The organism is uncultured Brachyspira sp. (genome assembly GCF_944390845.1).
GTDB lineage: Bacteria > Spirochaetota > Brachyspiria > Brachyspirales > Brachyspiraceae > Brachyspira > Brachyspira pulli.
Genome location: NZ_CALXRM010000084.1, coordinates 1 through 12,699 on the forward strand (window position 1 = coordinate 1; position 12,699 = coordinate 12,699).

Genomic DNA, 12,699 nt, shown 5'->3' on the forward strand with positions numbered 1-12,699 from the left:
TGCGATTATATCAAACATTTTTTTACCTTCCATTAATTATCATAAAATCATATAGCAAACATACTAAATGTCAATATATAATACGTATTTTATTAAATATTAATTGCTAAATTTGTTAAAAAAATTTGATATTTTTAATAAATTTCTTAATTCTAAAATTAATTATATGTTTTATGAAATTATATACTTGATTGTATAATATTTGCTGCAGTATTATTATTTATATAATTGTACAGATACTCTTTTAGTTTCTTCATCTAGCCATTTAACAAAAGATTCTCTCATACGTATTTCACCAAGATAATTCTTTACTCTTGTTCTTATACTTTCCATATCTTTTTCGACACCAACTATTTTTACTATATAAAAACCTTTTCCTACTAATTCTCTTACACTGCTTACTGTACCTACTTTATAGCCTCTTTTAGCTAAATTAAGTCCGGCATTTATTTGTGCAGGTAATGATCTTTTTCCAGCATCATAAAGTAAATTGTATCCTAAATCGCCTCCGTTATCTTTTGTAGCAGCATCGTCACTGTATTTTTTAGCAAGCTCTCCAAAATCTTGTCCTCTTGCTGCAAGACCTCTTACTTTTTTCGCTAATTCCTGTTTTTCGCCTTTTTCTGTAAATGTTGTTGCTTTGAAAAATATCCAAGAAAGTTTTACTAATGTATCTACTTCAAATGCTGATTTATCTTTTGTGCTGTTATAAAATTCATCAGCTTCTGCATCTGTTATTTCTGTATTATTAACTACTAATCCATTTAAATTTTCCATAGCTATTTGCTTTTTTATAGAATTTCTGTATTCTTCATAAGATATTCCTTCAGCCATTAATTGCTTTGCAAATTGGTCTAAAGTCATATTGTATTGTTTTGCTATGTTTTCTAATCTTCTGCTTACATCATTTTCTTCTATAACATAATTGTATTCTTTTAATTTTAAATACATTATTCTCTCTTCTATTAAATCTTTGTAAACCATATCATCATTAATTTTTTGACCTATAGATCTAGCCTGAAGTCTTAAAAAAGTTCTTCTGCTTATAAAATCTTCATAAGTAATCGGCATAGAACCTACTATTCCCACAATGCTGTTAACTACATCATTAAATAATAAATTACTTTGTATAAAAATTATAGATAATATAAAAACAAATATTTTTTTCATCTAATTATGTTCCTTAAATATTTATGTTATATAAAACCATAATAAGAGAATATCATTAAAATTGCTAATATGCAAGTATAAATTTTTTTACATTGTGTCATTATCTTTCATATAATATGATAATACATTCTTTAATGATCTTATATGATATTTTATATCGTAAATATCTCTTATACTTTTTATTTTATTAAACACATATAGAGGGTTAAAAGATAAATTATAGAAATATTCTATATATTGAAATATCTTTTCCTCTTCTATATCTAATTCCATTACAGTTTTTCTCATATCATAATCAAACCAATTTTTTGTTGTAATGAGATTATGTTCATCGCAATATTCAAATAATTTAGTTCCAGGATATGGTACAAATATAGAGGCATTCATTGAGTTAATATAGCCGTTTAGCATTAAATCTTTTACTATTTCAAAAGTGTTTATTATATCTTCATCATTTTCCCAAGGATATCCTATTTTTACCATCATATCTGTAAATAGTCCGGCTTTTCTGGCTAATTTGATAGAGTTTACTATATTTTCTATATTGTTATTTTTTATACCAAGATGTTCTATTGTTTTAGTATTTCCAGAAGGTAAATTAAAAGTAACAGTTTTAAATCCTGCTTTTTTCATCATTTTATAATCTTGATATTCCAAAACTCCAAGATATATATAACAATCTATATGTACTTTTTTATTTAATTTTCTTTCTTTCATAGTTTCGCAGAATAATGAAAGCCATTCTCCTGTGGGAAAGTAAACTGAGCTGTCTAATACCTCTTTTATTCCATAACGTTTATTTAAATATTCTATTTCATCTACTACATTAATTGGATTTCTTAATCTTATGTTATTAAAAAGTATATTAGATGAATTACTGTTATAATTATTATATATAGAACCTCTGCCAGCCATTATAAATGTTCCTGGAGTCCTTTTGAAATAATCATTTGATTTGGAGTATAGTTTCCAATTAGTAAGATTCCTGTCTATAAATGGAAGTCTGTCTAAAGATTCTTCTAATACAAATTTTCCTGTATTTCTTATATTTCCATTTATTGTTCTATAATATATTCCTTTATCTAATTTTTCACCATTATTAATATGATTAACCAAATTCAAAAGTAGCATATCATAATCACCGCCTGTTAATATGAAATCTGCTTTTGATTTTTCCATACTTTCTTCAGGTAAGGCTGTAACATGATCTCCTGCTAAAACGATATATGTATCTTCATATTTTCTTTTTAATACTTCTATTGTATCCCATATATAATTAATAAGAGGAGTTTTTACCTCAAAAAATATTAAGTCTGGAGATATGCTTTCTATATTTTCAAACCATTCTATAGTTGTCATGCTTCTTGCTATTGTATCCAGAAACACAACATTAATACCATTGTTTTTTAAAAGAGTAGCAGCATAAGATGGGATAATAGGGTATGAAAAAGATGGATTTCTCAACCATTGAAATTGTCTATTTAAAGATATCAGAGGATATCCATTATTGTATTCAAATGGCGGATATGTAATGCATACTCTTTTGATTTTTTGTTTTTTCATAATATTATTTATTTATTTATTTTTTTAGCTGTTTTTTTCTTGCTGCTTGATTTTTTCTTTATAATTTTATTTTCATAAACATATTTTTCCAATTCATATTGATCATCAAAAATTATATCATACCATTCTTCATATCTTTCACATTTTGGAGGGCTATGCTTTGAACAAATTTCATTTCTGTTTTCATAATTTTTGCAAAGATAAGTTTTTTTATCTAAATATCTGCATTCGCTTCTTATCATATGATACCAAGTTTTTTCATATATAAATATAAATGAATGTCTGAAATGTAAATACCATTTTAATGTATTAAGTTCGCTTTCATTTTTAGGTGGAGCTATTTCCATAACCAAGTCATGACAGCATAAAGAATTGCAATCCGCACATAATTTTTCACTAACTTTTTCTTGTCTGTTTTTTAAAAGACTATCTGAAGGTATAACTTTCAAAATAAAACCGCCTTTATATAGTATTAATTATATTATTATAATGATTATTAATATAAATTCAATATATTAGTTATTAAAATAATTTTCCATAAAATTGATAAGCTTTTTTTGAGGCTCTACATAATTTTTTATCTCTTCTGCTGATAAGCATTTTAACATTGCTACATCCAATTTTTCTAATTCTTTTAAAATAGGTTCAGCAAAAGTTAATCCTTTTTTTGTTAAACTTATTAATCTGTTTCTTTTATCTTCAGGATTAATTTTTTTCTTTATATAACCTTTTTTTTCAAAATTATCTAATATAGAACATACTGTTTGTTTTGGTACAGATAATTTTTCTGTTATTGTATTTTGCATACATTCTTTACTATTGTAGATAATAAATAAAGTAAATAATGCTAAATCTGTAATACCATATTGTTTAGCCCACAAATAATAAAATCTATTGGAACTGTACCAAAAATCATATATAACTTCTACATATTTTTTTATATCTTCATTTTTCATTGGGTTCTACCTGCTTTAATAAATTTTCTAATTATATTAAACAATAAATTTAAAATAAAACAAGTATTGTTATTTATGAGTATCTAATTTTATAATAAAAAGGGCCTGAATATTGTATATTCAAGCCCTATAATAAATTTTATTTAATTATTTATTTTACTTTGATTTCTAAAGTTTGATCAGCAACTCTTTTATTTTTTACAGTTACTTTGATGCTTCCTTTTTTGTCATTTGATTTAACCCAGAAAGAATAGTAACCGCCTTCAAGTACAGGATTATCATTTCCTATTAATTCTCCGTCACCTTGAACATCTATTATTATAGCTTCATTTATATATGGAAGTCTGTTTCCTACAGCATCAACTGCTTTTACTGTGATTCTAGTACAGTCCCAAGTAGAACCATCATTTATAGAATTTATTTCTGTATCATCAGCTTTTACTTCTAATGCTTTGAAAGTAGGGTTGCTTAAATAAGTTTTTTCTATAGCTGGTTTTCCATCTATATAACCAACTATTCTAATATCAACCCAATCCATTTCACTTACTCCAGGAATATTAACAGCTAAATTTACTATTACAGGAGGATGTTTTAAGCCTTGATATTTTCCAGTTGCAGGGTATTCTTTAGTTATTAAATCATTATTATGATATATTTCTATATAATCACAGTTTGTAGAAATCATTAAAGGTGAAACACCTCCTATAGATCTTTCTCCTCTAGAATATAATGTTATAGGTTCTAATACTATACCATTTTTTTTGCTCATTTGTGATGAATATACGCTTGCAGCCAATTTTGGATTTCTAAACATATCATAAACACCATGATAACAAATTCTGTCTCCAGAACCGAAATTATAATGTGTATGATAATCGAAAGTACACCAACCAGTTGAACCAGCTATATGTTTATCTATTGCTACTGCATTAATTACAGCATAATGTCTTCTAGTATGTTCAATAGTTCTTTCTTCACAGTCATGCATTTTTGTAGGGAACATATGTCCGTTATATTCTGTTATCATATAAGGAACATTTTTATCCAATCTAGTTACACATTTCTGAGCTCTTATAGGATCTGCAACACCGTCTAAATTAAAGTCATTCATTGTGTATACATCTTCTAATAGTTCACTTCCAACTATATATCTTACTCCGCCTGTTTGTCTAGTTTTATCTAGTTTATGAGCAACTTCATTAGTTTCTGTGTAGAAATCATGATTATCCTGACTTTCATTGATTCTTACACCCCATATTATAATAGAAGCATGGTGGAAATCTCTTTCTATCATATCTTTAACATTTTCTACAGAAACTTTTTGCCAAGCTTTATCGCCTATATGCTGCCAGCCAGGAATTTCTTCAAATACCATTAAACCTATTTCATCACATCTGTCTAAGAAATGTCTTGAAGCAGGGTAATGTGAAGAACGTACAACATTAAGACCTAAATCAAATTTTAATATATCAGCATCTTTTTTCTGTATTCTTTCAGGCATAGCATAACCAACATAAGGGAAGCTTTGATGTCTGTTTAATCCTCTTAATTTGATGTTTTCTCCATTTAAGAAGAAACCGTCTTCTTTAAACTCAACAGTTCTAAATCCTATTCTTACAGAAAGTGCATCTTCATTAGAAAGAGTAGCTTCTGCTTTATAAAGTCTAGGATTATCAATAGTCCAGAGTTCTATTCTATCAGAATCTATATGTTCATTTATTTCTATATCTGTAAATAATTCACCGCTTTGTAAAGTTACTTCTTTTTCTATCTTACATATATGATATTCTCTATTATAAAGATCTATAGAAACTTTTTCTTTTGCATTTTCTTTTTTACTGTTTCTTATTCTTATTTTTCCTGTTAATGTTTGATCAGCAAGTCCAGTAAGCATAACATTTTCTATAGAAATATTATCTACTATTATTATTTGAACTTCTCTGTATATTCCGCCGTAACATAAGTAGTCTATTTCATGTCCGAAAGGTGGTATATCATTTCTTTCTGTGCTGTCTAATTTTACAGATATAATATTGTCGCCATCTTTTAATACATCAGTAATATCATGTATAAATGGTAAATATCCGCCTTTATGTTCGCCGAAACTTTGTCCATTAACAAATACTTCACAAGCTGCCATAGCACCTTCAAAGTTAATTAATACTCTTTTGTTTTCTAATTTTGATTTTTCATATTTGAATGAGTTTTGATATCCTGTAACAAGCCAAGTATCAGATTCATCAAAATAGTGTAAAGGTATTTCTGCAACTGTATGAGGTAAAGTAATATTTTCTCCATTATCTAACTTTTCATTTTTCATATTATCTTTCCATTCTTTGAAAAATTTCCAGTTAGTGTTAAAGTTGATTATTTCTCTCATTTTTGTACATATCTCCAAAATTTTTATATTGGATTATTTTATATTTAAAAAATAAAAAATCAATGAAAGTTTTATAAAAATATGTTAAGAATAAATTTTTTTACTATGAGATTACTATATAGCATGTTATATTTGTAATAAGCCTTTTGTTATAAAAAGAGATTTTTTATAGTATTAATAAAAAATAAGAAATATAATTTTTAAGCGTAAGTATCTACATTATTTCCTTTGCTTGAAGGACTAGCAATGGCTGCTCTAGTAACACCGCCTGAAACATATACTCTTTTACATTCAGGGCATATATTAGTAGTTAATGTTACATTTTGGAAAATAACTTCTCCGCCGCTTTTTTCTGCTGATCTTTGATTATTAGCAACATGTTCCTGTTCATGTGATGCTACAAGCGAAGGTGCACTTGAAGGATCTATACGTGTAGGACTTTTGAATGATACTCCTATATCATTAGAACCATCTTGATAAGTTCTTGAAGCACATGTTTTACATACACCAACTTCGCTTAATGGAGTTTTAGCTGCTGCTTCCTGAACAATATTATTGATGCTATTGTTATTATTTCTTATGCTATTATTGTTTCTTATGTAAGGAGCATTATTACGAATACTTATTTCCATAATTCATACCTCTTAAATATTTAATTCTACCCCTATATTAAAATTATAAACCTATAAAAATAAATAGCAACATACCTATAGGGCTATATTGTAGTTATGTTTACTAATTTCGGCATTTTATTTAGAATTTTGCAAATTTTTTATTTAATAAGTATACTTTTATTGTTTCCGATAATTATAGCGGTATTTTATAACTTGGATTTGATAATGAATAAGATAATAATTTTACTATTTATAATATTTAATACAGCCTTATTATTTGCCCAAAATGATGAATTGATGGACTCTATAAAAAATAATGATTTAAATAAAATAAAAACATTATTGAGGGAAGGGGAGAACCTAGACTTATATAATATTCATTATGGTATGACTCCGTTAATGTATGCAACTCAAATAGGCAATATGGATATAGTAAAGGAATTATTAGATTTTGGTGCTAAAGATTTTGATTTTGCTTTTTATGTGGCATGTGCTGAAGGATATTGGGATATAGCTGAAGAAATAATGAAAGCTGGGGCAAGTAATTATAATTTGGCTTTATCTTATGCAGCAATAGGCGGACAATTAGAGATTGTACAGAAACTTATAGAATTAGGTGCTAAAGATATTAATCCTGCCTTAGTTTCAGCATGTGAGGGCAATCATTTAGAAGTTGTAAAATATTTAATAGATAATGGTGCAAATGTTAATACCAGAGCTTATATAGAAGCGTACAGAAATTATAAAGGTGCTGAGAGAAAATCTCCATTAACTGCTACTACTGATATTAATATAATAAAAGAATTAGTTAATGCTGGGGCAACAAATTTAAATGACGGCTTAATATATAATGCTCAAATTATATCTACTAATTTTGACAGTACATATTCTACATACATACTTAATGAATATATTAATTTAGGTGCTGATATTAATTCTTTCAGTACAAATGACGGTAAAACATTATTGATGTATTTAATAGAAAAAAGGGATTTAGATTTCGAGTTAATAAAAAAGGTTATAGATCTTGGTGCTAACGTTAATGCCAGAGATAGAAACGGCAATACAGTTTTAATACGTGCTGTAATGTATGATTATGAGGCACCTACAATGGATCCTACTTTAAACAGAAAGATATACAGAACTATAGGTACACCTCTAAATATAATAGAAGAACTTTTAGATGCTGGTGCTGATCCTAGAGAGAGAAACAGTTACGGCAACACAGCTTATAGAATAGCCGCAAGAAAGAAAAGAGACGATATAATAAAATTATTTGATGAAAGAACTTTTAAATAATACAATTTCGGTATATACCTAAACAACTATACTTGGTCAATTTTTATATTTTGCAAATGTAAATTATTAATTTTTGTACAATAATAAGTAATCAGCCGCACTTATAGAGGACATTCTATAGAAATAAATGATATCGTGCGGGAAGGTGCCCGCGAAGCGTACCGAGCTGTTGAGGTAAAGCTAGCGGTTGACAAAGTTAAAAATTTTTAGTATATACTTAAACAACTATATTTTGTCAAAAATAATTTTTTTAAATTTTAAATATCTGCAGGGCTTTGCCCCGCACCCCAGTTCTTTTATTGGTATAAAAGAACCAAAACAACTGCATTTTTGACCTAAAACTAGGGTTTATACCATATTTAATACATATTCTTAAAATATAAAGTTCTAGCAATTGCGTTTTTTGCTACTTTTTTGTGCGGCAAAAAAGTAGATAAAATTTATATTAAGTACTTCAGTTGACAAAGTTAAAAATTTTCAGTATATATAATTTATAAAGTATATTACAATCCAGTATAAATAACTTTTAATTTTTATACCAAGAAGGAGGATTATTTTCTATAGGAGAATCAATAAAAGCATATTTCATACTAACATTTTCTCCTAACTTCCAAGATTCCAAATTCTGATTAAAACTTTTAGTAAAACAAAACATTAACGACATATATTTTACATTAGATACATTCCACTTGTCTAAAGCACTATTAAAATTAACAGCTCCTTGAAACATACAGCTCATATTTTCTACATTAGATACATTCCAGTCATTAATATTTTGATTAAAATTTTTAGTATAATAAAACATTTTAGACATATCTTTTACATTACTTACATTCCATTTGTCTAATGGCTGATTAAAACTTTCACAATTAGAAAGCATACCTTCCATATTAACAACTGATGACACATTCCAATCATTAAGCGGATAATTAAACTTTTTACATTTCTTAAACATATAACTCATATTTTCTACTTTTGAAACGTCCCAGCTATTTATATTTTGATTAAAATTTTCAGCATTCTTAAACATCTCCATCATGTATTTAACATTTGAAGTATTCCATTTATCTAAAGGCTGATTGAAACTTTTAGCACCGCAAAACATAGCAGACATAACTGTAACATTGGATACATCCCAATTATTTATATTGTGATTAAAATTAACTGCATTTTTGAACATTCCGCCCATACTTGTTACATGAGAAACGTCCCAAGTTTCTATACCTGAAAAATCTTCTCTTATATTATTAAAAAATAATGCACTCATATCAGTTATTAAACTTGTATTAATATCGCCTAAATATATATTTTCATCTTTTAACAATTCTTTTAATTCATCTTTTGTCTGAGGTTTATATTTCATTTTTAGATCCTCTATAATTTTTACATTCTTATATTTGGTATATCAAATACTTTTCCGTTTTCAAAGTTTTTTACTTTCTCTTTTTCTGTTACTGTTATGAATACCTGCCCCAAAGTTTTTATATATTCAAGTATATTATCGCGTCTTGTATTATCTAATTCAAGCATAGCATCATCTATTAATAGAATAGGGCGTTTTTTTCTGTACTCTGATAATATTTTTTCGCTTGCCAATTTCATTATAAGCGTGAACATTCTTTTCTCGCCCTGTGATGAGAATTTCTTTGATAGTGAATCTTTATAGAAGAATTGATACTCTGCTCTGTGTATACCGAAATAGGTTGTACGCATTCTTATTTGTTCTTGTAATGTGCTTTCTAGTTTTTTTATATATTCGCTTTCACTATTTATATCTTCTATTGTAGATTGATATTTTATAGCATAAGGGTTTTCATTATGAAATATGTTTTTATAAATTTCATTCATATTTTCTTCTAAGATTTTAGAATATTTTTTATTTTCATTAGCTATATAAATTGAAAGTTTTGCTATGTCGCTATTATAAATATATGCTTCATTAGGCTTTGTACTTAAACAAATATTTCTCATTTTTAAAAGCTTATTATATTTGATTAAGCATTGTAAATATTCTAATGATATTGTTGATATAAGCATATTAAAATAATCGCGTCTTAATTTTGGTTCTGCTATTACCAAGTCGGTATCATTAGGAAGGAATATAACATAAAGTATTTTTCCTATTAAATCTTTTCTTGATGATACTTCTTTCTTATCAATGAATACTTTTTTTATTTTTTTTTGATATGCTATTTCTATATTAGTGTCATAATTAAGTTCATCTTCTCTAAAAACACCGCGTAAAAAATAATTATCATTACCATTTTTCACAAGTTCCCTGTCAAGTCTGGTTCTAAATGATACCCCATTTCCAAGCATATATATTGCTTCAAGTATATTAGTTTTGCCGGAGCCATTATGACCATAAAGTACATTAATTTTATCAGAAAATTCAAATATATTTTCATTATAATTTCTAAAAGAACGCAATGTAAGTTCTTTGAGTATCATTTGTAATTAAGCCCTTTTGTTTTATTAGTGAAAGACATTATATATTAAAAGCGATAAAAATAGTAGTGTTTTTATTATAATGAAAATGTGCTATTAGAAACATTTTTTTATTTCCATGTTTTTGTATCCATTATATTTTAATATGCCTTCATCTTGAGTTAATAGAATTAAATTATTTATAATATAATAGCATCTGGAAATTTTATTAAAATTTCTTTTTATTAATATCCATTATTTTTATTAACTTTATTTGCTTTTTCTAATAAGTCTGTTGGATCATCAAATGGAGGTATTGCAAAACTAAATATTGTCTTATTATTTTTATTAGATATTGCTAAATCTCCAAATTTAATAATATCCATTCCAATAAGCATATCACATCCTCCGATATCACAAATACCGGCTCTAATATTTTTGATATTAACTTTATTTGATAATGATATATCTATTAATACTATATTAACAGTATGAATTCCGCTATTAACACCTCTAACCTTGCAGCTGTCAATAGGCTTTAAATTTAGTTCTTGATATACTTTATGTGTAATAGCAGTGTTAGTTGCTCCTGTATCCCATACTGCATCATATTCTTTTTCTATTCCGAATTTATTTTTGATTAATACTTTAGTTTTTAATTCTACAGGTATATGATTGTATTCTAATTTAAATGCAAAATGGTATTGCTTATTTTTATTAAATATTGACACGAGAATAGAATCTCCAATTAGTATCTTCATCGTTATTAGATACTATTTTTACAGCAAAAGTACCTAGTTCCATAGTTTTTATTGATTCATTAATAGCTTCTTCGTCGCTATTATATATGCCTTTTAATTCATTACCTTTTATTACTATATGTTTGCCTAGATACTTTTCTCTGAATTCTTTTATATGTTCTTCATAAAATTTATTTTCTACTTCAAACATATTTCCCTCTATAATAGATTGTTAATTATTCTTCACCTATACTCATTGGCATGATGATATAATAATAATCTTCTCTTTCTATCTCTTTTACCATAGTAGGGCTTGAATCTTTATTAACCATGAAAGTTACTATTTCAGAATCAATTTGTTTTATAACATCTTGAATATAAGTGTAGTTATAAGCAACAGAATGTTCTTCGCCAGAATATTTTATGTCAATTTCTTCTAAAGATTCTCCCATCTCTTGGTTAATACCTTTCACTTTTAAAGATTCCTCAGAAACAGTTAATATCATTCTTTTTGAACGAACATCATTAATCATAGGAACAATACGTCTTATAGCATCAAGTAAGTCATTTTTATTTACTCTGAAACTGTAAGCAAATTCTTTTGGAATTACTTGTCTGAAATTAGGATATTTTCCTTCTATAAGGCTTGATACGAAATCATATTTACCGATTTGGAAATAAACTTGCTGACCATCTACACCCATTTTTACTTGTTCTACTTCGTCATAATTAGCAGTAACAAGTATTTCGTTTAATACTTTAGGCTCAATAATTATAGAGAAAGAACCATTTTCTACACCTTCAAATTCTCTTTCTATAACAGCCATTCTTCTTCCATCTGTAGCAACAGCAAGAAATTTAGAATCAGTTTTCTCGAAACATATACCTCTTAATGCAGGTTTGAATGGTTCTTTAGCTATAGATGAAATAGTTTTGTTAATCATAGTAACTAATTCTTTAGTAGGAAGCATTATATAGCTAATATCTCCATTACTTTCAGGATAAGCAGGGAAATCATCAGTTTTCATACCAATGATTAAGTGTTTAGTTTTACCGTTTTCAGATTCTATATTTATTTTTTCATTTTCTTCAACATTGATTGTAATAAGTCCGTCAGGCATCTCTTTTAATATAGAACTTATCTTTTTAGCATATACTGCAACAGCACCTTCTCCTTCGCAATCATCAAGTATTATTCTGCTTCTAGCCCAAACAGAACCATCAGTAGCAGTTAATGTAAGCATATTGCCGGAAAGATGAAAAAGTACATTGCTTTCTATATTATAAATTACTTTACCTTCAACAACATTTTCTGTTACACCAATAGATTTTACTATATCCTTTTTTAAACATCTAAATTTCATTGCTTCCTCTTTTTATATTTATTTTTATTAATTTCTAAAATGTACAATATTTGTTATTTAATTTTAACATTAAAAAATATTTTTTACAATATACTAAAAAAATAATTAATGTTTAAGAGCCATAGATATTGCACACTTTTAGTTTAAAAAAAGAAGGTATTCCTTATAATTTAAATTGTTAGAAAT

Annotated in this window: 12 protein-coding genes; 1 reads left to right on the forward strand and 11 read right to left on the reverse strand. The window is 26.8% G+C overall.

Going from position 1 to position 12,699, the window contains the following annotated elements; genetic code table 11:
- Nucleotides 1–216: 216 nt before the first annotated feature.
- The 6 genes from Q0K52_RS13030 to Q0K52_RS13055 all read right to left on the reverse strand — a co-directional run bounded on the left by Q0K52_RS13030 (nucleotide 217) and on the right by Q0K52_RS13055 (nucleotide 6,701).
- Nucleotides 217–1,170 carry a peptidylprolyl isomerase gene (locus tag Q0K52_RS13030; protein ID WP_297300111.1) on the reverse strand — a complete coding sequence of 318 codons (954 nt, stop codon included), beginning with the start codon at nucleotides 1,168–1,170 and terminating at the stop codon, nucleotides 217–219.
- 87 nt (nucleotides 1,171–1,257) lie between these two features.
- Entirely contained in the window at nucleotides 1,258–2,733 is a 1,476-nt protein-coding gene (locus Q0K52_RS13035; RefSeq protein WP_297300113.1) for a radical SAM protein, read from the reverse strand.
- An 8-nt stretch (nucleotides 2,734–2,741) separates the two neighbouring features.
- Nucleotides 2,742–3,182 (reverse strand): YkgJ family cysteine cluster protein, encoded by a 441-nt coding sequence (locus Q0K52_RS13040; protein ID WP_297300115.1) that lies wholly within the window; start codon nucleotides 3,180–3,182, stop codon nucleotides 2,742–2,744.
- Nucleotides 3,183–3,248: 66 nt separating this feature from the next.
- Nucleotides 3,249–3,689 carry a MarR family winged helix-turn-helix transcriptional regulator gene (locus Q0K52_RS13045; protein ID WP_297300117.1) on the reverse strand — a complete coding sequence of 147 codons (441 nt, stop codon included), beginning with the start codon at nucleotides 3,687–3,689 and terminating at the stop codon, nucleotides 3,249–3,251.
- Between the two features lie 151 nt (nucleotides 3,690–3,840).
- Nucleotides 3,841–6,069 carry a glycoside hydrolase family 2 TIM barrel-domain containing protein gene (locus tag Q0K52_RS13050; protein ID WP_297300119.1) on the reverse strand — a complete coding sequence of 743 codons (2,229 nt, stop codon included), beginning with the start codon at nucleotides 6,067–6,069 and terminating at the stop codon, nucleotides 3,841–3,843.
- 200 nt (nucleotides 6,070–6,269) lie between these two features.
- Complete coding sequence (locus Q0K52_RS13055; protein ID WP_297300121.1) at nucleotides 6,270–6,701, reverse strand: hypothetical protein; 432 nt, start codon at nucleotides 6,699–6,701, stop codon at nucleotides 6,270–6,272.
- 207 nt (nucleotides 6,702–6,908) lie between these two features.
- Here Q0K52_RS13055 and Q0K52_RS13060 point away from each other — a divergent pair, with 207 nt between their 5' ends.
- Nucleotides 6,909–7,982: an ankyrin repeat domain-containing protein gene (locus tag Q0K52_RS13060; protein ID WP_297300123.1), complete on the forward strand. Its 1,074-nt coding sequence runs from the start codon at nucleotides 6,909–6,911 to the stop codon at nucleotides 7,980–7,982.
- Between the two features lie 526 nt (nucleotides 7,983–8,508).
- On the opposite strand, the gene Q0K52_RS13065 is transcribed toward Q0K52_RS13060, so the two are convergent.
- From Q0K52_RS13065 to dnaN, 5 genes are all read right to left on the reverse strand, one after another.
- Complete coding sequence (locus tag Q0K52_RS13065) at nucleotides 8,509–9,345, reverse strand: BspA family leucine-rich repeat surface protein (RefSeq protein ID WP_297300125.1); 837 nt, start codon at nucleotides 9,343–9,345, stop codon at nucleotides 8,509–8,511.
- Between the two features lie 20 nt (nucleotides 9,346–9,365).
- Nucleotides 9,366–10,433, reverse strand: coding sequence for a DNA replication/repair protein RecF (locus Q0K52_RS13070; RefSeq protein ID WP_297300127.1), 1,068 nt, complete (start codon nucleotides 10,431–10,433; stop codon nucleotides 9,366–9,368).
- Nucleotides 10,434–10,654: 221 nt separating this feature from the next.
- The gene (locus Q0K52_RS13075; RefSeq protein ID WP_297300129.1) at nucleotides 10,655–11,170 is read right to left on the reverse strand and encodes a retropepsin-like aspartic protease; all 516 of its coding nucleotides are present in this window, start codon (nucleotides 11,168–11,170) and stop codon (nucleotides 10,655–10,657) included.
- Nucleotides 11,127–11,360 carry a hypothetical protein gene (locus Q0K52_RS13080; protein WP_297300131.1) on the reverse strand — a complete coding sequence of 78 codons (234 nt, stop codon included), beginning with the start codon at nucleotides 11,358–11,360 and terminating at the stop codon, nucleotides 11,127–11,129. The genes Q0K52_RS13075 and Q0K52_RS13080 overlap by 44 nt, the downstream gene beginning before the upstream one ends.
- Nucleotides 11,361–11,385: 25 nt before the next feature.
- Entirely contained in the window at nucleotides 11,386–12,513 is a 1,128-nt protein-coding gene (gene dnaN / locus Q0K52_RS13085; RefSeq protein ID WP_297300133.1) for a DNA polymerase III subunit beta, read from the reverse strand.
- Nucleotides 12,514–12,699: the final 186 nt, after the last annotated feature.

Coding starts and splice junctions, on each gene's coding strand:
- Q0K52_RS13030 (WP_297300111.1), bottom strand. CDS start 1,170: ATGAAAAAAATATTTGTTTTTATATTATCTATAATTTTTATACAAAGT.
- Q0K52_RS13035 (WP_297300113.1), bottom strand. CDS start 2,733: ATGAAAAAACAAAAAATCAAAAGAGTATGCATTACATATCCGCCATTT.
- Q0K52_RS13045 (WP_297300117.1), bottom strand. CDS start 3,689: ATGAAAAATGAAGATATAAAAAAATATGTAGAAGTTATATATGATTTT.
- Q0K52_RS13050 (WP_297300119.1), bottom strand. CDS start 6,069: ATGAGAGAAATAATCAACTTTAACACTAACTGGAAATTTTTCAAAGAA.
- Q0K52_RS13055 (WP_297300121.1), bottom strand. CDS start 6,701: ATGGAAATAAGTATTCGTAATAATGCTCCTTACATAAGAAACAATAAT.
- Q0K52_RS13060 (WP_297300123.1), top strand. CDS start 6,909: ATGAATAAGATAATAATTTTACTATTTATAATATTTAATACAGCCTTA.
- Q0K52_RS13065 (WP_297300125.1), bottom strand. CDS start 9,345: ATGAAATATAAACCTCAGACAAAAGATGAATTAAAAGAATTGTTAAAA.
- Q0K52_RS13070 (WP_297300127.1), bottom strand. CDS start 10,433: ATGATACTCAAAGAACTTACATTGCGTTCTTTTAGAAATTATAATGAA.
- Q0K52_RS13075 (WP_297300129.1), bottom strand. CDS start 11,170: ATGAAGATACTAATTGGAGATTCTATTCTCGTGTCAATATTTAATAAA.
- Q0K52_RS13080 (WP_297300131.1), bottom strand. CDS start 11,360: ATGTTTGAAGTAGAAAATAAATTTTATGAAGAACATATAAAAGAATTC.
- dnaN (WP_297300133.1), bottom strand. CDS start 12,513: ATGAAATTTAGATGTTTAAAAAAGGATATAGTAAAATCTATTGGTGTA.